Raw genomic sequence first — 24,167 nt, forward strand, 5'->3', positions numbered from 1 at the left:
CCGCGGTTGATGGAGCTTGCCGGGTGCGGTTCGGCGAAAGCCCCGCCGTACCGGTGGGTGCGGCGGGGCCGGATCGGTCGCGAACGGTCGTCAGAGTTCCGCGGCACTCATCGCCATCAGGGTGCCGCCGCTGTTCTCCACCAGCCGGCGCCGCACGGACAGCTCGGGCAGCACCGTTGTCGCGAAGTACGTCGCCACCGCGACCTTTCCCCGATAGAAGTCGGCGTCCGGCCCCGACGCCCCGGCGTCCAGCGCGACGATGGCGACATCCGCCTGGCGCAGCAGCAACCAGCCGATGACCAGGTCACCGATGCTCATCATGAACCGGACGGTGTGCTCTCCGACGGCCAGCATCTGGTCCGGGTCGCTCTGCACGGCGAAGAGACGCTCGGCCAGCTTGGCGAGCATGGCCTCGATGTCGTCGGCCGCCTCGCCCAGAAAGCCCCGTCCCTCCTTGAGCCTGCCGTTGCCGGCCTCGCCGCTGCTGAAGGCGCGGATGTCGCTGATCAGCGCGTTCAGCGTCTGCGCGTTGTCCCGGACGATCTTGCGGAACAGCAGATCCATGGACTGGATCGCGGTCGTGCCCTCGTAGAGCGAGTCGATCCGCTGGTCCCGCACGTACTGTTCGAGCGGATAGTCCTGCAGAAAGCCGGAGCCGCCGAAGATCTGCAGGGCGTGTTGCAGTTGCTCTGCGGCCCGTTCCGCGCCCACACCCTTCACCAGCGGCAGCAGCAGATCGTTGAGGCTGCTGGCGAGCCGCACGTCACCCTCGTTCGCCTCCACCTGGTCCAGGAGTGTGGCGGCGTAGAGGTACAGCGCCCGCAGACCTTCCGCGTACGCCTTCTGCAGCAGCAACGAACGTCGTACCTCGGGGTGGTCGACGATGGGAATGCGCGGCGCCCCCTTCTCGAAGATCCGCCGCAGGTCCGAGCCCTGCACCCGTTGCTTGGCGTATTCGACGGCGTTCAGGTGGCCGGTGGAGAGCGTGCCGATGGCCTTGATGCCGACCGTCATCCGGGCCCACGAGATGACCTGGAACATCTGGGCGATGCCCTCGTGCACGTCGCCGAGGAGCCAGCCCTGGGCCGGCACATCGTGTTGACCGAAGGACAACTCGCAGGTGGCGGACCCGCGAATGCCCATCTTCGACTCCAGGTTTGTCGCGTACACACCGTTGCGTGCCCCGGGAGCGCCGGATTCCGGGTCGAAGAGGAACTTGGGCACGAGGAAGAGGCTCAGCCCTTTCGTGCCCGGCCGTGACGTGATGCCGGGGCCCTCCGGGCGGGCCAGGACGAGGTGCAGGATGTTCTCGGTGATGTCGTGGTCACCGCCGGTGATGAACCGCTTCACCCCGTCGAGGTGCCAGGAGCCGTCGGGTTGCCGGACCGCCCGGGTCCGGGCAGCACCGACCTCGGACCCCGCGTCGGGCTCGGTGATCACCATCGTGGCGCTCCAGCCCCGCTCCACCATGAACCGCGCCCATCGCCGCTGCTCCTCGGTGCCGGTACGGTCGATGATGGCGGCGCAGTTCGGCGCGGCGCTGAAATACAGGTGCAGTGCCGGGTTGGCGCTGACCAGCAGCTCGACCGCAGCCCACTGGACGCTGGGGGGCACGCCGAACCCGCCCAGCTCGGTGGGGAGCATGAGACGGTGCCAGTCATCGGCCCACAGTTGGCGGTACATCCGGGCCAGCGAGGGCGTGACCGTCACACTGTGTGACTGCGGGTCGAACACCGGTGGGTTGCGGTCGGCGTCCGCGAAGCAGTCGGCCACTGCCCCGGAGGCCAGCGCCGCTGTCTCCCGTAGGAGACGCCGCGCGGTGTCGGCGTCCGTCTGCGCGAACGGCCCCCGGCCGGTTCCGGTGTCGAAGACCTCGAAGAGGTTGAACTCCAGGTCCCGTACGTTGCTGCGGTAGTGCCCCAAGACTCTCGTCCCCGTTTCTGTGCATGGCGTCGGCTGATCAGTGCCCCGGGGGCGCCACCCAGCCCTTACGGATGTAGCCGAAAGCGAGGTCGCCCGACCCGACCAGCACGGACACCTTCTCCGGCTTGTCGGCGAAGAACTCGTCGCACGCTCGCTTCGGGCCGGAGAACCGGTCGAACGCCTGCGGATTGCGCCCGCTGTCGCAGTAGTCGTCGACGATGAGGATGCCGCCGTCGCTGAGTCGCGGGTAGATGTGCTCGAGGCTGACCTGGATCGATTCGTAGTAGTCGCCGTCGAGATAGGCGAAGCAGACCCGGTCGGGCAGCTGGGTGGGCAGTGTCTCGTCGAACCACCCGGCGTGGACGTTCGGGAGCGGCAGCTCCCACTTCTCGAACGTGGCCTTCAGGTCGGTGAGATCCACCTTGAGCGCGCCCTCGGTGAGGAACGTGTCGTGTTCGCTCGGCTTCGGCAGGCCCTCGAAAGAGTCGTAGAGGTGTAACTCGCGCTCGGGTGCGAACTCCTCGATGAGCCGTTGCAGGAAGACACTCGTGTTGCCGGCATGGCAGCCGGCCTCCACCACGTCCCCCGCTACCCCCTGCACCAGGGTGCTGGACAGTGCCCAGTAGATGTTCACCAGGCGGTCGACATCGCCGTACTCGACGTTGTCGGCCGCCAGCTTGAGGATCATGTCGTTGTCCACGTCAGGCTCCGAGTTCTCCGTCAGCCGGACCGGTCAGGGTCAGCTCGTTGGCCAGCTGCACAGTCATGGCGAAAGTCATGTGCCGGTACCAGCCACGCCAGCTGCGCACCTCGTACCGGTCCATCCGGATGTCGCTCCGGATGTCCTTCCAGCGCCGCTCGACGTAGCGACGCTCGGCGATGCTGCGGACCACGTCGTTGGTGAACATCGAGTAGCCCGCTCTGGCCTGGTAAGGGCTGGCACCGCGGCCATCCCGGCTGCTCGCCGGGGCGAACCGCACGGTGACGGGGCCGCGCGGGAGAGCTTCACGGCCGCGCTGTGCGGTCTCACCCGAACGCCGTGCGTCGTCGCGCATCGCCGGCACCGCCGCGTCGATCCGGGCCACCCTGCTCAGGTCGTCGAGGCTGAGGCCGGCCAGCTGCGGGATCTGACGCTGCTGCAACGCTTCCAGCACGCCCGGGTTGTCCCTGCAGTGCAAGGACAGGTAGACCCGGTCGGGTCGGAAACCGCTGTCGATGGCAGAGAGGATCAGGTCCCGAGCTATCGCTGATTTCGACCGGTAGGTCAGGCCGTCCGGGATCCGTCCGCGCGCCCGCCGGTCGCGGTCGGTGATCCAGGCGGGTGGCAGGTAGAGGTCGAGGTCCAGCATGAACAATCGGATATCCGGCGTGACGTGCAGCAGGAACAGCGCACACTGGCAATTCTGCGCCCGCCCGCTCTCGGGCCGGTACTGATAATCCACTCCGGCCGGGGCGTTGCCCTTCTTGGGAAACGTCGCCTCGACGACGTAGAGGCAGCCCGCCGCTCCGACGCTGGACCGGACGACCTCGCGCAGCTTGCGTCGCGCGTCGGCGTCGTCCCACTGCGCGGTGGTGAGCAGTCGCTGTGCGCCGTCCGCGCGTGCCTCGCGTGAGTAGCTGGCGACATTCCGTCGGCCGGCCGCATCGACGCCGGATCCCCCGGCGAGGCCGAGGAGGTACTGCAACGCTCGTTCCCGCGGTTCCGCTCGGGCGAAGCAGCCGGAGATCCGGCCGTGCAGTCGCCGCAGCATCGTCTCCACATTCAAAGCCAGGTTGGGATAGACGTTCCCCAGCCTCGGATCACGGTCCAATTTGTCGAGTTCCCGAACCATCTGCAATGGATATCCCCATCCCCGATTGGAGCTATCTTCTACGCGTTGAGAATTCCGCGACCTGCACTGGAATTGATCAACTTCGTGTTCCAGTCACCCCGGGTTGCGCCCCCCATCTCTCTTGATCAAGAGTGTCGGCTCCCCCGGGGCCCCCTCCGGATGGAACGTGAAACGATCAATCCACCCTGAATGGTGGCACGGTAACGACTTCCCGCAGTGATACCAAGCCGAAAGCGCGGATATGGCAGGCTCGGCCTCAGAGCGGAACCCTCGACCATCGGCCCGCGCGAGCGGCCGCTCTCTCGGCCCGACCGCCTTGCCAGGCACGTTGCCACACTCGACGCGCCATCGCCGCCATCGTTATCAGGGAAACGGCGATATCCGCGCCACAGCGGCGCAACAGGCGGTCCTGCCGCTCGGCCCGCGCCACGCAATCCATATACGGCACGGCAGAGTGAGCGATCATCGTGTATATGGGCACAATCCGGCCACCTGACCGCCTATACAGCCAATGCAGCAGATACTTGCGGGCCGCCACCCGGTGCTGCGGACCGGACTCGCGCATCTCCGCGAAGTTGTCGAGGGACAGCTTCGCCAGAATCGCGCTCTGCGGCTCCCTGCGTCGCTGGTACGTGGCGAACGCGGTCGCCCGGTCGGGGGTTTCCGCGACGCACCGGCTGAGCTCCAGGCAATCCTCGAACCCGGCGTTCATTCCCTGCCCGAAGAACGGCACGACACTGTGGCAGGCATCGCCCACCAGCACCACCGTGTCGCCGTGGTACCACTGCGACGTGAGCATGGTCGGAAACGCGGAGACAGGGCTTCTGGATACCTGTTCCTCCAGGTCGGGAATGAGCCTGGAGACGTCACCGAAGGTCTCGTCGAAGCAGCGACGGATCCGTTCCGGCGTGTCCAGCGCGTCGAAGCCGTCCGCTCCGCCGGCCGGCAACACGCACACACCGTTGAACGTGCCGTCCACGTTGGGCAGGGCGAACATCATCCGGTCCCCGCGGGGCCACGCGTGCAGCACGGTCGGGTCGAGTTCCCCCTTGATGACGATCTCCTTGTACCGCCAGGGCACGTAGTGCATCTGGAGGTCGGCGAACGCGCCGTGCTGGACGTACCGGCGGACCGTCGAATGGGTGCCGTCGGCGCCGACAACGAGATCACCGGTGAAGCGCCGACGCCGGCCGGTGGCCGTCTCCAGCCCGACCACTGCGGGCGCCGTCCGGTCCACCTCCAGGCATTTCACCCCGAAATGAAACCGTACGCCGTGGCAGTTCTCCGCCGCGTCGACGAGCAGGGAGGACAACCCGGCACGGGACACCGCGTAGAGCACCTGCTCTCCGTTGTGCCCGTACGGCAGCAGATTGACCGCGCCACTCGCCAGGTGTACGGCACGAGCGCGCAACGGTTGCCCAAGTTTGGTGATCACCTCCTGCTCAAGCCCCACCTCGCGCAGCGCGCGCAGGCCACGTTCCGACAGGGTCAGGTTGACCGACCGCAGCGTCCGCTCGCCGCCGAGCCGCAGGTCGGGCCGGCCCTCGATGATGTCCACCTCGTAGCCACGACGCGCCAGGAGCATGCCGAGCAGCGGACCGGTGAGGCCCGCACCGACGATCACCACTCGGCCGGCTGTCATGATCGGTCTCCCGGACGCACCCGCCGCCCGGTCAGCGCATGGGTGGGTGCGTCCGCGGCCACGAACGGCATCATGGGCGGAATCTCGTCGCGAAGTAGCCGCAGCTCCAGCACCCCGGGCCGATCGTCGTGGCCCGCGTGGTAATCCGCCAGCAGTGCGCGCAGCTCGGGCAGCGCCCCGGCGGAACCTACCCAGAGATCGTCAGGCCGCCCCAGTCCTCGCGCCACCGAGACGACGTCCACCGGGTGGTAGAGAGAGCCTTCGATCCGGCCACCGAACATCTGCCGTTGCCGGGACGCGCACATGGCGTGTCCCGCGTTGTTGAAGACGACGTACAGGATCGGCAGGCCCAACTCGACCGCCGTGTGGATCTCCAGGCCGTTCATGAGGAAGGCGCCGTCACCGAGCATGACCACGGTGCGCCCGGAGGGGGCTCCCAGTTGCATGCCGATCGCGGCGGGCACCGTGTACCCCATCCCGCCCATGCCGAAGGCCGTGAACGCCCGCCCTCCCGGCGGGAGCGTGATCAGGTGGGCGGCTGCCGCCCCGCAGTTGCCCGCGTCGGTGAGCACCCGGTCACCCGGCCGCAGGTACTCGCCCAGCAGGTCGATCGCCTCGCTGGCCAGCAGGGAGTCCTCCGCCGGCACGACGCTCTCCACCTCCAGCTCCGGCGTGTAGTGGCGCAGCTCGTACTCGAATGGTGGGGCTTGAAAGGGCTCAGCGGTGAGCAGGTCGCCGAGGGCCCGGAACATCCGACCGGCATCGGCCTCGAGAACCAGGTCCGCCGAGGCGGACCGGCGGGCGACCGACCCGTCGTGAGCGATCACGACCACGCGGTCGGGCTTCAGGTCGAGGATCGGGCCCCGGGTCAGGAAACCCAGGTCGGAGCCGGCCGCCACCACGAGATCGGCCTGTTCGAGCAGATACCGGTGCACCGACGGGTGGCCGGCGACGCCGACGACGCCGAGGTACAGCGGATCGTCCTCGTCGACGTCGCCGCGGTTGGACATCGAGGTCGCCACCGGAATGCGGGCCCGGCGAGCGAAGGCGACCACCGCGTCCCCGTCCGGCGACGAGCGCAGTTCCGGGCCGAGGAGCAGCACCGGCGCGACGGCCCGGCTCAAGGCATCGAAGATCTCCCGCAACGGCTCCGGGGGCACCTCCTGGCGCGCGGCGAACTCCGACAACCCGGCCGGCCAGTCCGCCGGTGCCGGGCCGGCCGGCGCCGCGAACACGTCCCGCGGCACCAGGAGCGCCGCCGGGCCGGGCCGGCCGGACAGGGCCGCCGTCAGCGCCGCCCGCAACTGCACCCAGCAGTCGTCGCTGCCGGTGATCCGGCCCGTGTATTTGGTGATCGACCGCAGCAGGCCGTGCGCGTCGACCGTGCCGGGCCGGCCGGTGGACTCCTGGAAGGCGCCGAGCCCGTCGGAGACGGCGGGCGACTGACCCACCAGGGCGAGCACCGGGATCCCGTCGTTGTGCGCCTCGGCCAGCCCGACAGCCAGATTCATCATGCCGCCACCGGACGTGCAACAGCACACACCAAGCGTGCCGTAGGCCCGGGCGATGCCGTCGGCCATGAACGCCGCGCCGTCCTCCCGCTTGGCCAGAAACGAGCTGATCCGGCCGGCACCCCGCTGGTGCAGTGCGTCGAACACGTGCTCGATGTTGGCCCCGCCTACCCCGAACACGTGCCGTACGCCCAGGTCGTCGAGGGCGTCGATGAGCGCGCCGGCGATCGTCCTCATGCCGCGGCCCTCCACCGCAGGGCCGCGGCTGCCGCCAGGTCTCCGGCATGGGCGAAGCCCGCCACGACGACCAGCGCGCCGGCCGGGATCGTGTCCTCCTCGATCGCGTGGGACAACGTGATCGGCGCTCCGGCACCGAACAGGTTGCCGTACCGGTCGAAGGTGTCCAGGTGCCGGCCCGGTGGCAGTTGCAGCGCCTCGGACCAGTTGCGGAGGAACATCCGGTTCGGCTGGTTGGTGACGAGGACGTCGATCTCGCTGGTCTTGGCGCCGATCCGCTGGCAGACCGTTTCGACGACCTCGGGGACGAGGCGGTTGCCCCGCGAAATGATCTTCGCAACGCTGGCCTCGGTGAACTTCACGTTCAGTTCGGCCTCGCCCGGCTCCCAGTACAGGCTGCCGTCCTCGCGCTCGATCTGCATGTCCGGCGCCGCCTCCGGCCGGTTCACCACCTCGACATCGAGGACCGGCGACTCGGCAGAGGCGGTCACGTAGGCCACCGCGGCGCCGTCGCCGGGGATGGCCGACGGCGGATTGCGCAGGTTGTTCGGCTGGGTGAAGACCAGTCCGGCAGAGTTCTGCACGTTGCAGAGCAGGGCCGAGCGCGCCGGCGTCGTTTCGATGAGCATCTTGGCGAGCCGCAGCATCACGACGAACGAGGCGCAGCCCGCGTTGTGGATGTCCAGGACCCAACTGGGGCTCGCACCGAGCCGGTGTGCCACCGTCGCACCGGCACCGGCGTGCGGCATGTCCGGCAACAGCACGTTGGTGAGGACGATGTCCACGTCCCGGCGGGCCTGCCCGCCCAACCTGGCGAAGAGCGTGTCCGCAGCCCGTTCGATCATGTCCGCGGCGGTGGTGTCCCGATCGACGAGATGTCGCGACTTCGGCGGCACGAACATGGGATTTTCCCAGTTCAGCCTGCTGTCCGGAGCGATTCGCTCGGCGAAGTACTCCGTGCCGACCGGCTCGCCGGGGAGATACCGGGCGATGTCGACGATACTGACCGGCGTGGTGGTCACTGGGCGACCTGCCGTGCCCCGCTCCCGTGCCGCCGCTCCAGAATCGCCTTGAGATTGGCCAGCTCCACCGCGTGGCCGGCGTAGAAGAGACCCCACATGTCACCGACCCAGGTCCGGTTGGGGCTCGGCGAGAGTTCGGGGTACGGGTTCTTGTCGTAGTTGGGGTGGTGGCAGTTCGTCCACACCAGGACCGTTCCCGGCCGGTTGAGAACGACATTCGCGTCGATGAGCCTGATCAGATAGACCATCCAGAGGTCTTTGCCCTGGTCCCAGGCGCAGTGGTAGTCGAGCGTGCGGGCCTGCGGGTCAGCCTGGACTCGCATGTAGATCTTCGTGTCGTCGACCAGGGTGTCCACTCCCACGAACAACCCGGCCTCGTCCGTCTCGTCGAACCCCCGGGTGCTGTACGTCCACTCGTTGAGGTTCTGGATGTCGGCCAGGTAGTCGTAGACCTCGTCGATCGGCGCGTCGATGTAGTCCTGGAGCGTGCAGAACTGGCCGTAGATCTGCTCATGCGAATAGACGGCACGCGTCATGTCGGCGGCCAGGGCGAATCCCTCGTCCCGGGTCGTCGTCTCGCACCGGATAAGGCCCGGGATCTCCGCTAATTCAATTTTCTGATATGCCATTACAAACCCCTCACCTGAGCCCGACGCTCGCTGAACGGCTCACGTAACCACAGGGCGGCGAGATCAGGCAACGGCTTACGGTGGCTAAACAAGGGAATGGCGACAAGCGCGTAATTAGCGGCTGGGCACTCCCGCAACCGCAGCTATACGGCCTTGCCCGCGCCCGGCCCTCCGTGTCAGGCTCTGACCACAGGATCGACTGAGTTAATTCAGTTAGAAACCAAAATTTGGGGAGACCACTGTGTCGGTTACGGTTCAGGATGTCGTGGATCTGATCAACGCGAAGCTCGGCAGCCACGCCGACCACGGCCTCGACGCTAATTCCTCACTTCGCGACATCGGCCTTTCAAGTCTGCAGACGGCGGACATCGTATTCACCATCGAGGACCGCCTGGGAATCGAGTTCGACGCCGGCCGGGCAGCCGACATCGTTACCATCGGCGACCTCGTCGAACTGGCGAACAGCACCGCCCTGACCGAAACCCAGTCATGACGACGGCGTACCTCGGAGCAACCGCCAAGGCCATCACCCACCACTACGACGTCTCCAACGAGTTCTTCGGGCTGTGGCTGGACGAAAGCCGCACCTACACCTGCGCCCTGTGGGAACCCGGCGACACCCTTGAGCGCGCCCAGCAGCGCAAGCTGGACTACCTGCTGAACGGCGCCAGGGCCAGCATCGCGGAGCGGCTGCTGGACGTGGGCTGCGGCTGGGGCAGTGCGCTACGCCGGGCGGGGTACGGATACGGCGTGCGGCAGCCGATCGGCCTGACGTTGAGTCCCTCCCAGGCCGAGTGGGTACGCGACCAGGCGCAGCCGCCGGGCCTCGATGTCCGCGTCGAGAACTGGATCGATCACCGTCCGGACGCGCCGTACGACGCCATTGTGTCCATCGGCGCGTTCGAGCACTTCGCGCGGTTCGACCTGCCCCGGGTCGAGCGGATGCGCGCCTACCGTTCGTTCTTCGAGTTCTGCCGCGAGTCGATGCGCCAGCCCGGCAATCGGCTGGCCCTGCAAACCAACGTCAAGGGCAACAACAACCGGATGGACCGGCAGACGGTCCGGGACATGATGTTCATCATCGAGACGATCTTCCCGGAGTCGGTCCTGCCGACCATGACGGAACTCGTGGAGGCCAGCGAGAACCTGTTCGAGGTGGTCTCCGTGCGCAACGATCCGGATCACTACGTGTCGACCCTTCAGGAATGGCTGCGCCGGCTGAAGCGCAACCGTAGCGAGGCGATCGCGATCGTCGGGCCCGAGGTGGTGGCGGACTACGAGCGCTACCTGAGCGCGGCCGCCGAACAGTTCCAGCGCCGGCACCTGGGCCTGGCCCGAGTGATCTACGAGGCGGTGTGATGGCCACGCGGACTTCGACGCCGCGCCGCAGCCCGATCTTCTGGCAGGACGGCACCACGGACGCCCCCGCCGCGCCGCTGGCGGGCACGACGACCGCGGATGTGTGCATCGTCGGCGGCGGCTTCACCGGGTTGTGGACGGCCTACCTCCTCAAACAGGAGGCTCCGGCACTGAACGTCTGCGTGGTCGAACGCGACCTGGTGGGCGGTGCCGCATCGGGCACGGCCGACGGCTTCGTCACGCCGACGATCGGCAAGGACCTCGAACAGATCGTCCGCCTGCACGGCACGGAGCGGGCCGCCGCGGCGTGCGACGCCATCGGCCGGTCGATCCTCGACATCGGGCGGTTCCTGCGCCGCCACAGCGTCAACGCCGACTACGAGGCCAACAACTACCTCATGGTGGCCGTGAACCGGGCCCAGGTCGACCGGCTCAAGCAGGGCCAGGCCCTGGCCGCGCGGATCGGCCCCCGGTTCGAGATGACAGTGCTCGACGCCGCGGCGGCGCGGGAACACATCGGGTCGCCGGCGATCCAGGCCGCCGTGCTCACCGGAGGCGCGATCGTCAACCCGTTCAAACTGGCCCGTGGTCTGTACGCGACGGTACGCGCCATGGGCGTCGCCGTGTACGAACAGACGCCGGCCGACGCGGTCGAGCCCGCAGCCGGCGGCTGGCGGGTCCGCACACCGCACGGCCGGGTCGACGCCCCGAAGGTCGTGCTCGCCACCAGCGCGGCACAGCACCGGCTCCCCGGGTACGGCCGTCAGGTCCTCCCGGTGTGGAGCTACGCCATGGTCAGCGAGCCGTTGACCGACGAGCAACGGGCCAGGGTGCACTGGCCCCGGCGCGAAGGCCTGGTGGAGGCCCGGACCTTCCTCAACTGTGGTCGGTTCACCGCCGACAACCGCGTCATGTGGGCCGGTGGCCCGGCCCGGTACCACCTCCGCCGCGACATGGGTGCTCAGCGGGCAAGCGACGCAGCGGTCTTCGCCGATCTGCGGGCGTCCTTCGCGCGCTACTTCCCGATGTGGTCCGACGTGCGGTTCAGCCACACGTACGGCGGCTGTGTCGACATCACCCGGGACCTCGTCCCGCACTTCGGCAGCCGCCAGCCGGGCCTCTACCACGGCTACGGCTACTGCGGTAACGGCATCGCCGCCAGTCACCTCGGCGGCAAGGTGCTGCGCGACCTCGTACTGGAGAAGGACTCCGACTTCACCAACCTGTTCTTCGTCAACGGCCGGGAGCCTCGCTTCCCGCCGGAGCCGCTCGCCTTCGTCGGGGTACGGGCGATGAGCCGGCTGATCGAGTGGAGGGAAGCGAACAGATGACCGCGCGAGCCATCCTGCTCACGGGAGCCGCCGGGGTGGTCGGGCAGGCCCTGCTGGCCGAACTGACCGGTCAACCGGTGATCTGCCTGCTGCGGCGCGGCAGGCTGCCCGCCGCCGGGCCGGAGGTGGTGACCGGTGACATCTCCCGTCCGAGCTTCGGCCTCCCACCGGAGGTGTACGAGTCCCTGACGCGCCGCGTGGGCACCGTCATCCACTCCGCCGCGCTCACCGAGTGGGGACGGCCGGCCGAGGACTACGAGGGCGTCAACATCGCCGGCACCAGGCACGTCATCGACTTCGCGCGGGCCGCCGGGGCCTCCGTCCACTACATCAGTACGGCGTTCGTCGCCGCGCTGGCCGGCGAGTCGCCCGTGCGGCTGCGCCCCGACAACGTGACCACGAACTACGTACTGTCGAAGCGGGCATCCGAGCTGCTGCTCGCGGAGTCCGGTGTACCGCACAGCGTGTACCGGCCGACCAATCTGATCGGCCACTCGACGACCGGCTGGACCAGCAAGCCACAGATCGTCCAACTGGTCGCCGACTGGGTGGGCCGGGGTCGCGCCGATGTCTTCCCGGCGCACCCGGGCAACCTCATCGACGTCGTCGCACAGGATCTGTGCGCCAAGGCGGTGGCCGAGGCGATCCGCCGGGATGACGTGGGGCGCCAGTTCTGGCTGACCTACGGCAAGGCGGCGATGACCGTCGACGAGGCCGTCGATCTCCTCATCGAGCACGCCCGGTCGACGGGCCGCCGGATCCGGATCCCCCGCATCGTTCATCCCGCCGACCTCGACGACGCGGAACTGAACGCGCTGCCGCCGTCCTCACGGCGGTTCGTGCAGGTCCTCGGCGATGTCAGCGAGGTGACCGCGGCCAGCGGCGGCATCCTGCCGAGCTCCATGAGCGAGCTCGTCGAGGAGTACGGACTGCCCGAGATCGGCGACAAGGACGCGTTCCGGCGCAGCCTGCTGGCCGCGGCCAACTGACGGAGGAGAATGTGCAGGACGTTTGGCAAGCACCCGATCTGCGGTCCGTGGTGGCCGTGGTCACCGGCGCCAGCCGCGGGGTGGGCAAGGGCGTGGCCATCGCGCTGGGATCGGCCGGTGCGACCGTGTACGTGACCGGACGCAGCACCAAGGGCAAACCGACCACCGAGGACCTTCCCGGCACGGTCGACGACACCGCCGCCGCCGTGTCCCAGGCCGGCGGAACCGGTGTCGCGGTGCGCTGTGACCACACCGACGAGGGCGAGATCGCCGCACTGTTCGATCGGGTCGAGGACGGGCACGGGCGGGTCGACCTGCTGGTCAACAACGCCTGGGCCGGGTACGAACGGTCCACCGACGCGAAGTTCGACGCCCCGTTCTGGAAGCAACCGGCCTGGCGGTACGACCTGTTCGCGGCCTCGCTGCGCGGCCAGTACGTCACCAGTCAGCACGCCGCCCGGCTGATGGTCGCCGCGAAGCGCGGCCTGATCGTGTCGATGAGCTACCAGGACGGCGACACCTACCTCGGCCAGGTCGCCTACGACACGTGCAAGTTCGCGGCCACCCGGCAGACCTTCGGGATGGCACGGGAACTGGCCCGGCACGGGGTGGCAGCGGTCAGCCTGCTGCCCGGCTTCGTGCGTACCGAACGCGTGGAGGCCGCCTGGTCGGCGCTGGGCGAGGGGCCCGCCGCGGTGATGCACACGCCGCAGTACGTCGGCCGCGCCGTCGCCGCCCTGATGGCCGATCCGGACCTGGTCCGCCACTCCGGCAGCACCCTCGCGGTCGGTGACCTGGCGGCGGAGTACGGCTTCACGGACGTCGACGGCCGGCAGCCTCCGGCGTTCCGGTTGGAAGGGCTGATGTCCCTGGCCACCCGCATGGATCGACTCAACCGGGTGGTCGCCGCCGCGGACGCCCGAACCAGAAAGGAAGACGCCGCATGAACGGCAGAGAACACCGTTGGTTCATCCTGGCCGCGTCGGTCATCCCGCTGTTCGGCATCGCCGCCGCGATGGCGCTGCTGTGGAACCGCATGTTCGGCTGGTCGGACGTGGCCGCCCTCGCCACCATGTACGTCCTCTGCGGGCTCGGTATCTCGATGGGCTATCACCGGCTCTTCGCGCACCGCGCCTTCGAGACGACCAAGGTGATCCGGTACTCGCTGGCCACGGTCGGCTCGATGGCCGGGCAGGGACCGCCCCTGATCTGGGTGTCGCACCACCGGCACCACCACCGGGTGGCCGACCGGCCCGGTGACCCGCACAGTCCGCATCTCGATTTCGAGCCCGGCTTCCGCGGCATGATGGCCGGCCTCTGGCACGCGCATCTGGGCTGGCTGTTCAACGAGAACCTGGAATCCAGTCCGATGCGGTACTGCCCCGACCTGGTGCGGGAGAAGCCGATGCGGTGGATCAGCGAGCACTTCGTCGGCATCGTGCTGGCCGGCATCGTGCTGCCGGGAATCATCGGCGCGGCCATCGGGCAGAGCGTGACGGCGTTCCTCACCGGCATGCTGTGGGGCGGGCTCGTCCGGATCTTCCTGGTCAATCACATCACGTACGCCGTGAACTCCGTCGGTCACTACTTCGGCAAGCGGGCGTACCCGACAGAGGACGAGTCGCGCAACGTGGCCTGGCTCGCCCTGCCCTCGTTCGGCGAGGCCTGGCACAACAACCACCACGCCTTCCCCCGCTCCGCCCGGCACGGTCTGCTCTGGTGGCAGATCGACCTGACCGCGTCAGTCGTCTGGGCCCTGGAGCGGGTGCACCTCGTGACAAAGGTGATCCGGATCGACCCGGAACGAATGGCGATCAAGGCGGCCGGTGGCAGCCTCGTCGCGGCCGCCGCGGACCGCGGGGTGTCGTTCCCGGTCGCCCCGGACATTCCGCTCGCCAATCGTGACCGGACGCACGTCATGGCCGTCACGGACGTGGAGTGACAGTGGTGTCATCGTGCTGATCTGGGACATGCTGACCAGCGGTCGGCCCCGCCGTTCACTGCGCACCTGGGTGGACGGGCAGTGGGCCGAGCTGCCCTGGGCCGAGGTCATCGACCGTGCGTACCGGGCCGCGACCCACCTGCGCGAGCAGGGTGTACGCCCGGGTAGCCGGGTTGCCTGCGTACTCACCAACACGGCGGATGCCGTCGCCGGACTGCTCGCCGTGTGGCTGGCCGGGGGAGTGGTCGCCTCGCTGCCGCTGCCGAGCCGCGGGATGAGCGGGGAGGAGTACGCCGGGCTGGTGAACCGGATCATCGACGAGTTGGACGCCGATCTGTTGCTGCTCGACGACGACGTGCGCGCGAAACTGGGTGACAAACCACCGGACGCGGTCACCACGCGGTCCTGGGCCTCGCTCGCGGGCCCCGGCGAGCGCATCGACCCGGCGCTGCCCGCCGGCAACGAGATCTGTTTCATCCAGTTCTCCTCGGGAAGCACCGGACGGCCGAAGGGTTGCGCGCTGACGGCCGACGCGGTGTCACGCCAGCTTTCCATGATCCACTCGATGCTGGGGGCGGAGCATCGCACGGAACGGGTGGCGTCCTGGCTTCCGCTCTCCCACGACATGGGCATCTTCGGCTGCCTGCTGTACACCTTCGGCTTCGACAGCGACATCTGGCTCTCCTCGCCGGAACGGCTGTTCTCGTCACCCCGGAGCTGGTTCCGCGACCTCGCCGAGCACGGCATCACGATGACCGCGGGCACGAGCACCGGGCTGCATCTGGCGACCAGGGCACAGGGCAGGCATCCGCTGTCGAAGCAACTGGCGCTGCGGGTGTGCGTACTCGGTGCCGAACGCGTTGACCACGCGGTGCTGGCCGCCGCGGTGGCGACCTTCGGATCGTCCGGGCTGCGGATGGAACACTTCATGCCGGCATACGGCCTCGCCGAGGCGACGTTGGCGGTCACCGCCTGCGACCACCGCGAGAAGCCGCGGACGATTGTCCTGGACGCGGTCGAGCTGGCCGACGGGCGGATCGTCGAGACGTCCGCGGAGCACGAGCACGCCACAGTCGTGGTGTCCGTGGGCCGGCCGTGTACGGGGGTGACTGTGGAAACGGCGGCGCCTGGCCGGCTCGCGGAGATCATCGTCAGGTCACCGAGTCTGGCCGAGGGCTACCACAACGATCCGGAGCGGACCGCGAGAGTGTTCACCGGCGGTCGCCTCCGTACCGGAGATCTCGGGTTCCTCGCCGACGGCGAGCTGTACATGGTGGGCCGGACCGACGACATGCTCTCCGTCGGCGGTCGCAAGGTGTACGCCAGGGAGTTGGAGGCCACGGTGGAGAGTCTCGGCACGGTGCGGGAGGGTTGCTCCGTGGTGCTGGACGAGCCGGGTGTCAGCCCGGGCCTGGTCCTGCTGGCGGAGCTGAAGCGCACGTCGAGCGACGCGGGACTGGTGGCCGCGGAGGCCGCGGCCGCCATTCGGGTTAAGTGCGGGATCGCCCTGACTCGTTGCCTCTTCGTCAACAGGAACGGACTGCCCCGGACGCCGAGCGGGAAGATCCAGCGGTTCCAGACCCGGTGGCTGCTGGAGCAGCAACGCCTGCCGGTCACCGCCACGGTGGACTTCTAGGGCCCCCGAGCAGCTCACCAGCGCAGTTAGAATTTCCCCAACCAATCGAAGGAGGCAGACCATTGGGCACGACAACCGAACCGGTGGCAAACGGCTATCTCGTGATGGTCGTCGTCCACCGGGCGATGGCGCGCGACCTGCAACAGATCAGCGACGCCGCGCGGGAGTTGTCGCAGAGACCGGACGATCGGCGGACGGCGGCCCTCATCCAGTACGCGGACCGGGTCTTCCAACTCATCGATCACCATCACGAGGGCGAGGACGACGTCCTGTGGCCGATGCTGCGCGACCGCGGAGCCCCGGCCGAGGCACTGGAGCTGATGACCTCCGAGCACCACGAGCTGGCCGAACTGCTCCATCAGCTACAGAAGACCATCGGCTCGGCGGGTGACGACCCGGCGGTGCTCGCCGAGATCGCCGACAAGACGGCGACGTTGCGGCAGTTGTTGGTGGTGCACACCGCCGACGAGGAGCGTGAGCTCAACGGCCGGCTGAAGCCCGCTCTGGGCAAGAAGGAATGGGACGTCTTCGAGCGCCAGATGGTCAAGTCGGCGCCGAAGTGGACGCTGAGGTTCATGCCGCCGTGGATGGCATCGGCCGCCACGACTCCGGTGGAGCGCAAGGCGCTGCCCGCCGCGCCGGTCGCCTGGCTGATGCGCGGCTGGCTCCAGCGGCAGCGAGAGGCGGCGTTTGGCGCCTCGGCGTGAGCCGGCGGCGAGTCACCTCCCCTCGGCCACTCACCTGTTCGATCAGTGAGTGGCCGAGGCATCTCCGGTCACCGCCCGCAGGAGGCGGGTCAGGAATGTGGCCAGTTCACCGCCGTCCATACCGCTCGGATTGATCAGCAGGCCCAGCAGGACACCGTCGAACGCGGACATGAAGAACCTGGCCGCGCCGACGGGATCGACGGCTCCCATCTGAGCCATCATCGGCTCCAGGAGCTGAATGAAGTTTCCACGCCAGTGCGCCACGGCAGCTCCGGCATGCTCCGGCCGCCGGGCGGTGTAGAGGAAGATCTCGTACCGCGCCAGGGAGAGGGCCCTGCTGCGGCCCACGAACTCCTCGACCAGGCCGGCCAGGAGGCGGCCGACCTCCTGCTCCGTGGCCGCCTCGCGGAGCAGCTCCAGGATGGGGGACTGCGCCAGCGCGGCCTGATCGCGCTCGGCGAGATGTTGCAGGACGGCGGCGATGAGCCCGTCCTGATGCTTGAAGTAGTAGATCGTCGAGCCGTGCGAGGCCGAGGCTGCCTCTTCGATCGCGCGGAAGGTCAGCGCACGGAGGCCGTCACGCGCGATGATCTCGATCGCCGCGTCGAGCATGCGGGTGCGAGTCGATGACACAAGTCCGGCTCCATTCATCCAGTGCGGATCAAGGTACACCGCCGGAACACCACAAACGTGGCACGAGTGCCCGGATGGGTTGACGGCTCATACCGTGCGTCCTAATCTCTTCTCCAGTTGGAGTAATACTCCATTTGGAGAAGAGCGGGGAGAGTGCGCTCAGCACGGGACACGTCAGCCAAGGAAGGCCCTCCATGTCGGTGACAAAGCCCAGGGTGTCAGCCACCCGCACCCTGCGCCCCGGACTGGTGCTCGGCATCACCTGCACCGCGCAGTTCCTGGTGATCGTCGACGAGACGGTGGTCAACGTCGCGTTGCCGTCGATCAGCGGCGACCTCCATTTCGCCAACCCGTCCGCGTTGGCCTGGGTTGTCGGCGCCTACATGGTGCTGTTCGGTGGTTTTCTCATGCTCGGCGGACGCGGGGCGGACCTCTTCGGTCGCCGCAACGTGTTCGTCACCGGGCTGCTGCTGTTCGTCGGCTCGTCTCTCGGCGCGGGTCTGGCGGACACCTCGACCCAGCTCATCGTCGCCCGGGCCGCCCAGGGTCTGGGTGCGGCACTGATGAGTCCCGCGGCACTCAGCCTTCTGGTCGCCACCATGACGGACCCGGCCAGACGCCGCCAGGCACTCGGATTGTGGGGCGGCCTGTCCGGCATCGCCGGGGTCTCCGGCGTCGTCCTCGGCGGCCTGCTCACCGAGTCGGTGAGCTGGCGGTGGGTCTTCTGGGTCAACGTGCCGATCGGCATCGTCCTGGCCGCCGCCACCCTGACCCAGCTCCCCAGGGATCCCGGCCTCCGCGGATCCGGTACGAGCGGCACGAAACTCGACTGGCTCGGCGGCGTTCTCATCAGCGGCGGTCTGGTCCTGCTGCTGTACACGGTCATCAACACCGAACATCGCTCCTGGGGCGACTCGCTGACCATCGGCGGGCTCGTCGGAGCGGCCCTCCTTCTGCTCGCATTCGTTCTCCATGAGCGTCGCACCGCCGATCCCCTGCTCCGGCTCGGCATCTTCCGGCACCGCGCCGTGTCGGTCGCCAACGGGCTGATGCTGCTCGCCGCGGCCGGGCTGTACGGGATGTTCTTCTTCACGACCCTGTACCTGCAACTGGTCCTGGGCTGGGAGCCCTTGCAGGCCGGCCTGGCCTTCATCCCGATCGGCGTCAGCATCGCCGTGCTCAGCGGCGTGGCCATCCAGCTGATGCCCCGGATCGGCGCCCGTGCGCTCCTGGTGCTGGGCCTGACCGCCGCCGCCGGAGGGCAACTTCTGCTGCTGCGGACGACCACGGAGGGCAGCTACGTCGGCCAGATGCTGCCTGCCCTGGTGCTGTCCGGTTGCGGATTCGGGCTGTCCCTGGTGCCGGTGATCAATGCCGCCGTCAGCGGACTGCGCCGTGACGAGACCGGCGCCGGATCGGGCTTGATCAACGTCTCCCAGCAGGCCGGAGGCGCGATCGGAGTGGCGGTCCTGGCCGCCGTCGCCACCAACCAGTTCGAAAAGAGTCTCGCCGGTTCCACACCACCGGCCGCGATGCTCGACGGCTTCCACACCGCCTTCACCGTCGGTGCCTGCCTCACCCTGGCCGCCGCCCTGCTCGCGTTCGCCCTGCCCGCGCTGCGCAAGGAGGTTGATCTGGAAGCGATGGTGTGACGGACCCATGGTCCGACCGTGGCCACCCCGCCACCCATCTCCTCCGGCTGACCCGCCACCCTGAACGAGCGCGCCGCCAGAACCCCCGTTTCTGGCGGCGCGCTCCCGTGCGGCCACCTCGACCATCGCGAGCGCGCCGGCGAGGGCCGGATGGTGATATCGAGATGGTTCAATGAATGCGGTGGTGCAGGCTCCCGGGGGTGGTGGATATGTCCGTTGGCAAGGCGGCCGGGGCAAAGATGCTCCAGGCGCTCGCGGTGTGCGTAGTGTTCGCGCCGTGCGTCGTGGTGTGGGGCGGTTTGGTGTACTGGTACGACGAGAGCACGGATCCCACGCCGGGGCTGACCTACCAGTCCGGTGACCGACCCCGCGAACACAACCGCCCCATCTGCGTCCAGCAGGGCGTGGCTCAGTGCCCGCCCCGGCAGATGATGTGGACGGTTCCGGGCGGCGGCTCGGTCACCACTCGGTTTGCGCTCGACGATGCCGAGGACACCCGGGTGACCGGGTCGTTCGAGGTGCGGGGCGGCTGCTCGCCGGTGGTCGATTGGACGATCACCGCACAGGGTCGGACGATCGCCGGGGCCAGAACGCGGGTCCGGCTGGTGGACGAGCAGTTCCTCGGCGAGGCCCGGCTGCTGCCGGGCGACCAGGCCGTGACCCTCGCCGCGCGGCGCACCGATCGCGGCTCCTGCGAGGCCGTACTCGTGTGGAACGCCGCGGGTACGACGACAGACTGATGACCCTGCGGGGCAGCCCCCGACGCGACGCTGGAGGCGTGCGGCTCAGGCCGGATCGGACTCCTCTGCCGGCAGGTGCAGGTGTTGTAGGTCCTCCGGTACCGGTAGGTCCGGCCGGTAGACCAGCAGCGGGGGCTGGCTGTCGGTGTCGGCGCGGGCCGCGGGAGCATCGGCCAGCGAGAACTGGTCGCGGAGCCGGCCGAAGAAGTCGTCGACGTCGGCGACGATGAGCTTCGCGCGGCGTCGGGCGGGGTAGACGGCGACCCAGTCGCCGGGGTCGAGGATTCCGTGTACGCGCCCGTCGACGACGACGGCGACCTGACCCGATCGCGGAAGCACCTGGACACCCACGGGTTCGTCCGGAGCGGTGACCATGCTGCGGTTGAACGCCATGTGCGGGGCGACCGGGGTGAAGACGAGGGCGTTGAGGCGCGGCGACAGGACCGGTCCGCCGGCGGCGAACGAGTACGCGGTGGAGCCCGTCGGCGAGGCCACCAGGACGCCGTCGGCGGAGTAGGTGGCGAACAGCCGCCCGGACAGGTACACCGCCACGCTCGTCTGCCGGTCCCGGCCAAGCTTCTCGAACACGACGTCGTTGAGGGCGCTGAGGCCCAGCGGGACACCCCAACCCACCTGGTCGGACGCGCCCGGTCGGGGGATGGGCTGGGCGGGTGCGGGACCGCGGCCGTAGCGCAGCAGGGTTCGCAGCTCCGGCGGGACCTGCAGCGGGCGCGACGCCCGCAGGGTGAGGAGCATGCGTTGCTGGATGGGTGCGCGGCCGGTCAGGGCGGCGCCGAGCACCCTCGGCAGGTCCGTCGCGGCGAACGGGGTGAGGAAGCCGACTCGGCCGGCCTTCACGCCGAGAACGGGTGCGTCGGCCTCGACGGCGACGGCCAGTCCGCGCAGGAGGGTTCCGTCGCCGCCGATGGTGACGACGAGCTGCGGGCGCTGCGTCATCTCGGCCAGCACGTCGGCGGGGCTCTGCTCGTCCTGCCAGACGTCCAGGGCCTGTGCCGCGGCACCGTGCTCGGCGCAGATCCGCGACACCAGCTCCGCCGTCTCAGCGGCCTGCGGCCTGGTCGGGTGTACGACGACGCCTACGAGCATCCGACTACCCACGTCCTCTCGGCTGTCGACGTCACCTGACGTGACCACTGCGGAAATACTCTACGGACAACAGGCAGGGGCACCTCACCACTGGCGCAGTTGGGTCCCGCCGGCGGCGCGGGCGAACGCGTTTGACGAGCGGAGGGACCGCGGACGCTACAGTCCACAGCAGCTGCGCGTGAGGCGGTCGCGTGGCCCAGAAGAGGAGCCGGGTGGCATGGGTGCGAGACGATCGCGCGACCGCCGGATCATCCTCGCTGTCGCCGGACTCGCGCTGCTGACGGCGACGCCCGCGTCCCTGGTCGCGGCGAACGTCACAAATCTGTGGATCGTCGCGGGGGTGACGGCGATCGCCGCCGTCGCTGCCGCGCTGGGAGCGATCTGGCAGGGGCGGGCGCAGCGGTACGGGCAGCGCCGCGACGACCAACAGTTGGGTGTCGTCGACGGTTGCCTGGTGCTGCGGGGCCGGCTGCCCCGGGTGCGGGAGGTTGGCAGGCCGACCTGGCTGGGCGTCAACCCGGCGGTGGCGGCAGCCGACACGTCGGCACCGGAACGTCTGCCGCCGTACGTGCCCAGGGACATCGACGCCGAACTGCGCCGGCAGCTGACCGGAAGCGTGTTCGTGCTGCTGGTCGGTGACTCGCTCGCCGGCAAGTCGCGTGCGGCGTACGAGGCGATACGGGATCTGCTGCCCAACCACGTCCTGGTGGCGCCCAGCACACGCGACGCGATCCCACACGCCGTCGTCGCCGCGGCGGGGAAACGCCGGAGTGTGCTGTGGCTCGACGACATCGAGCAGTTCCTCGGCCCAGGTGGGTTGACCCGAGCCGGTGTCGCCACCGTCCTCGGTGCGGGGCGCGGACACCGGGTCATCATCGCGACGCTGCGGGCGGTGGAGGCCGAGCGGTTGGATCCTGATCGAGTCGCCGCCGACGACGGACAGCGGCAGGCCCACAAGGAAGCGCGTTCCGCGCTCGCGCAGGCGCACCGGATTCGGGTGGAACGACAGTTCACCAGAGCCGAACGGACCCGCGCCCGAGGCATGGCCGGTGACCGGCGCATCGGTGACGCGCTCGCCGTGGCCGACGACTACGGCGTCGCCGAGTATCTCGGCGCCGGACCGGATCTGCTCAGCGCATGGGAGAACGCGTGGAGCCCGAACCAGGACCCCCACGTACCCAGTCACCCGCGCGGCGCCGCGCTCGTCGCCGCCGCGGTCGACGTGCGGTGCGCCGGCTATCCGTCGCCGATCCCACGGGCGGTGCTGGAGCTGCTGCACCACCGCTACCTCGACGACCGTGGCGGTGAGCGCCTGCGGCCGGAGACGGTGGCCGAGGCGTGGAACTGGGCTACCCAGGCCCGCCGGGTCACCACCGCCCTGCTGCAACCGGCCGCCGACGAACGGATCAAGGTCTTCGACTACCTCGTCGACGCCGTCCAGCGCGGCCGCCCGCCCGACCACCACGTCCCGGAGCCGGTGATCCGGGAAGTCCTGTCGATCAGTTCGGCCACCGAAGCCGACAGCATCGCCGCGGTCGCGCAGCAGCAGGGCCGCCCACACCTGGCCAGGCTCGCCTGGCTTGTCGCGTACGAGCAGCGCGTCGAGCAGCTCGGCCGAACCCACGCCGACACCATCGCGGCGCATGGCAGGCTCGCCAGCGCGGTACGGGATCTCGGGCACCGAGCCGAGGCGGAGGCCCTGTACCGCGCGGCCCTCGCGGACAGCACCGAGACGCTCGGCGTCACCCACCCCCAGACCCTGCTCCTGCGCGGCAACCTCTCCATCCTTCTCGTCGATGCCGGCGAGTACCGCAAAGCGGAGGGAGAGCTGCGCGACGTCCTCACCGTCTGCCTCGAAATCCTCGGTCCGGCACACCCGCACACCCTCCAGCTCAGAACCAGCCTCGCGCTGGTCCTGCTGGCGACGCACCGCGCCGGCGATGCCGCAGCCGAGCTGACCGAGGTGGTGTCGGTCCGGACCCGCTTGAACGGACCCGACCACCCGGACACGCTGTCCGCCCGGCACCACCTGGCCGGCGCCCACGCCACGCTCGGCCACCAGGCGCAGGCCGAGACCGGCTACCGCGAGGTCCTGACCGCCCGCGCACGGGTTCTCGGCCCGAACCACCCGGCCACTCTCGGCACCCGCGAGGCACTCGGACTCCTCCTGGAGCCGGTGCCGTCGTTCAACGTCGTCCTGCTCGGCACCCAGGGCGCGGGAAAGTCGGTACTGCTGGCGTCGATGTTCACCCACCTTCGCCGCGACGCCGCGATCGACGGTGTGCGGGTACGCGGCGACATGGCCACCACCATCCAGCTCACGTCGCTGTATCAGGACGTGGTCGACCGGGACGGCTGGCCGCCAGGCACCGCCATCGCGGACCGGAAAGTCTTCTCGTTCGGGGTCCTCGCCCGTCATGAGCACGCCGAGAAGCCGATGCTCACCATCAACTTCCTCGACTACGCGGGCAGCCTGCTCGAATCGCGGGAGCCAGGAGACCCGGCCGTCGCCGAGCTGGCCACGGCGGTCGCCAGCGCCGACGCCCTGTTCGGAGTGCTCGACGGCCTGCGCCTGCGGCGCTGCCTACGCGGCGAACCGGTCGGCGAGCTGTACCTCGACAGCATCGTCGATCCTCTCCTGTCAGTCATGGCGTCGGCGAAGGTGCCAGCTCACCTGCTCATCACCAAGTGGGACGTGTTTGGTGGCACGGAGGGCAGCAGTGACCGTGAGGTTCTTCGGCGGATCCGTGACCTACTGATGCGGCGCCCGCACTTCCAGGACGTCGTGCGCGGCCAGCCGGTGCGGCTGATCCCGGTCAGTGCCGTCGGCCGCGGGTTCACCACCGTCGACGACGACGGCATGGTCCACAAACGCGCCGGTGGGCAGCCGGCACCGTTCAACGTCGAGATCCCGTTCTGCACGGTGGTACCGGACCTGTTCGACCGGATCGGCCGCAACCTGGAGAGCGCGCTTCGGGAGGCGACGGATCGAGGGCCCAGGTGGGACTGGCGGGTGGCCAGCAGACTGCGGCAGGGCATCCTGGCGTACGTCGTCGCTCGCGCCGCACTTCGCAGGCGCGACAGCCGGTGGGACGATCTGGGCCCGATGCTCGACGACGAACTCGCCGCCACCGACGGCTCCCGGGCCCGACAGGCGCTGCTGCACCGGCTGCGATCCGTCATCGCCGCGTTCGAAGCCCAGTTCCCCGAGGCGATGGTCACCCGAAGCGGCAGCGACGATCCGACCAGGACCGAACGGCGGTGACGCCGCGGCC

Annotated in this window: 20 protein-coding genes; 11 read left to right on the top strand and 9 right to left on the bottom strand. The window is 69.1% G+C overall.

Annotation, left to right across the window (positions count from 1 at the left end):
* Positions 1–90 precede the first annotated feature (90 nt).
* From AB0B14_RS24150 to AB0B14_RS24180, 7 genes are all read right to left on the bottom strand, one after another.
* Positions 91–1,923, bottom strand: coding sequence for an acyl-CoA dehydrogenase (locus tag AB0B14_RS24150; RefSeq protein ID WP_357524281.1), 1,833 nt, complete (start codon positions 1,921–1,923; stop codon positions 91–93).
* Between the two features lie 37 nt (positions 1,924–1,960).
* A complete protein-coding gene (locus AB0B14_RS24155) occupies positions 1,961–2,623 on the bottom strand; it encodes a TylF/MycF/NovP-related O-methyltransferase (RefSeq protein ID WP_357080106.1) in 663 nt (220 codons plus the stop codon).
* 1 nt (position 2,624) lies between these two features.
* Positions 2,625–3,674, bottom strand: a complete 1,050-nt coding sequence (locus AB0B14_RS24160; protein ID WP_357080103.1) for a transposase — start codon at positions 3,672–3,674, stop codon at positions 2,625–2,627.
* A gap of 337 nt (positions 3,675–4,011) precedes the next feature.
* The gene (locus tag AB0B14_RS24165) at positions 4,012–5,397 is read right to left on the bottom strand and encodes an NAD(P)/FAD-dependent oxidoreductase (RefSeq protein WP_357080100.1); all 1,386 of its coding nucleotides are present in this window, start codon (positions 5,395–5,397) and stop codon (positions 4,012–4,014) included.
* Positions 5,394–7,145, bottom strand: a complete 1,752-nt coding sequence (locus AB0B14_RS24170; protein ID WP_357524283.1) for a thiamine pyrophosphate-binding protein — start codon at positions 7,143–7,145, stop codon at positions 5,394–5,396. Before AB0B14_RS24170 ends, AB0B14_RS24165 begins: the two co-directional genes overlap by 4 nt.
* Entirely contained in the window at positions 7,142–8,167 is a 1,026-nt protein-coding gene (locus AB0B14_RS24175) for a 3-oxoacyl-[acyl-carrier-protein] synthase III C-terminal domain-containing protein (RefSeq protein WP_357524285.1), read from the bottom strand. Before AB0B14_RS24175 ends, AB0B14_RS24170 begins: the two co-directional genes overlap by 4 nt.
* The gene (locus AB0B14_RS24180) at positions 8,164–8,703 is read right to left on the bottom strand and encodes an SRPBCC family protein (RefSeq protein ID WP_357080091.1); all 540 of its coding nucleotides are present in this window, start codon (positions 8,701–8,703) and stop codon (positions 8,164–8,166) included. Before AB0B14_RS24180 ends, AB0B14_RS24175 begins: the two co-directional genes overlap by 4 nt.
* A 358-nt stretch (positions 8,704–9,061) precedes the next feature.
* On the opposite strand from AB0B14_RS24180, the gene AB0B14_RS24185 reads away from it, so the two are divergent.
* From AB0B14_RS24185 to AB0B14_RS24220, 8 genes are all read left to right on the top strand, one after another.
* The gene (locus AB0B14_RS24185) at positions 9,062–9,289 is read left to right on the top strand and encodes an acyl carrier protein (RefSeq protein ID WP_357080088.1); all 228 of its coding nucleotides are present in this window, start codon (positions 9,062–9,064) and stop codon (positions 9,287–9,289) included.
* Entirely contained in the window at positions 9,286–10,155 is an 870-nt protein-coding gene (locus tag AB0B14_RS24190) for a cyclopropane-fatty-acyl-phospholipid synthase family protein (protein ID WP_357080085.1), read from the top strand. Before AB0B14_RS24185 ends, AB0B14_RS24190 begins: the two co-directional genes overlap by 4 nt.
* Entirely contained in the window at positions 10,155–11,486 is a 1,332-nt protein-coding gene (locus AB0B14_RS24195; RefSeq protein ID WP_357080082.1) for an FAD-binding oxidoreductase, read from the top strand. The genes AB0B14_RS24190 and AB0B14_RS24195 overlap by 1 nt, the downstream gene beginning before the upstream one ends.
* Positions 11,483–12,475, top strand: a complete 993-nt coding sequence (locus tag AB0B14_RS24200) for an SDR family oxidoreductase (protein ID WP_357080079.1) — start codon at positions 11,483–11,485, stop codon at positions 12,473–12,475. Before AB0B14_RS24195 ends, AB0B14_RS24200 begins: the two co-directional genes overlap by 4 nt.
* 11 nt (positions 12,476–12,486) lie before the next feature.
* Positions 12,487–13,422 (top strand): SDR family NAD(P)-dependent oxidoreductase, encoded by a 936-nt coding sequence (locus AB0B14_RS24205; protein WP_357524288.1) that lies wholly within the window; start codon positions 12,487–12,489, stop codon positions 13,420–13,422.
* On the top strand, positions 13,419–14,417 hold the full coding sequence (locus tag AB0B14_RS24210; RefSeq protein WP_357524290.1) for an acyl-CoA desaturase: 999 nt from the start codon (positions 13,419–13,421) through the stop codon (positions 14,415–14,417). Before AB0B14_RS24205 ends, AB0B14_RS24210 begins: the two co-directional genes overlap by 4 nt.
* Before the next feature lie 13 nt (positions 14,418–14,430).
* Positions 14,431–16,053: an AMP-binding protein gene (locus AB0B14_RS24215; RefSeq protein ID WP_357524293.1), complete on the top strand. Its 1,623-nt coding sequence runs from the start codon at positions 14,431–14,433 to the stop codon at positions 16,051–16,053.
* Positions 16,054–16,115: 62 nt separating this feature from the next.
* A complete protein-coding gene (locus AB0B14_RS24220) occupies positions 16,116–16,760 on the top strand; it encodes a hemerythrin domain-containing protein (protein WP_357080067.1) in 645 nt (214 codons plus the stop codon).
* Positions 16,761–16,802: 42 nt separating this feature from the next.
* Here AB0B14_RS24220 and AB0B14_RS24225 read toward each other — a convergent pair whose 3' ends face one another.
* Positions 16,803–17,372 (bottom strand): TetR family transcriptional regulator, encoded by a 570-nt coding sequence (locus tag AB0B14_RS24225; protein WP_357080064.1) that lies wholly within the window; start codon positions 17,370–17,372, stop codon positions 16,803–16,805.
* 236 nt (positions 17,373–17,608) lie between these two features.
* Here AB0B14_RS24225 and AB0B14_RS24230 point away from each other — a divergent pair, with 236 nt between their 5' ends.
* Positions 17,609–19,045, top strand: coding sequence for an MFS transporter (locus tag AB0B14_RS24230; RefSeq protein WP_357524295.1), 1,437 nt, complete (start codon positions 17,609–17,611; stop codon positions 19,043–19,045).
* Positions 19,046–19,254: 209 nt separating this feature from the next.
* Positions 19,255–19,785, top strand: coding sequence for a hypothetical protein (locus AB0B14_RS24235; RefSeq protein ID WP_357524297.1), 531 nt, complete (start codon positions 19,255–19,257; stop codon positions 19,783–19,785).
* A 45-nt stretch (positions 19,786–19,830) separates the two neighbouring features.
* On the opposite strand, the gene AB0B14_RS24240 is transcribed toward AB0B14_RS24235, so the two are convergent.
* Positions 19,831–20,892: an NAD(+)/NADH kinase gene (locus tag AB0B14_RS24240; protein ID WP_357524299.1), complete on the bottom strand. Its 1,062-nt coding sequence runs from the start codon at positions 20,890–20,892 to the stop codon at positions 19,831–19,833.
* 217 nt (positions 20,893–21,109) lie between these two features.
* On the opposite strand from AB0B14_RS24240, the gene AB0B14_RS24245 reads away from it, so the two are divergent.
* A complete protein-coding gene (locus AB0B14_RS24245) occupies positions 21,110–24,157 on the top strand; it encodes a tetratricopeptide repeat protein (RefSeq protein ID WP_357524301.1) in 3,048 nt (1,015 codons plus the stop codon).
* The last annotated feature ends 10 nt before the right edge of the window (positions 24,158–24,167 follow it).

Origin of the sequence: Micromonospora sp. NPDC049171 (assembly GCF_040648275.1) — a bacterium.
Taxonomy (GTDB): domain Bacteria; phylum Actinomycetota; class Actinomycetes; order Mycobacteriales; family Micromonosporaceae; genus Micromonospora.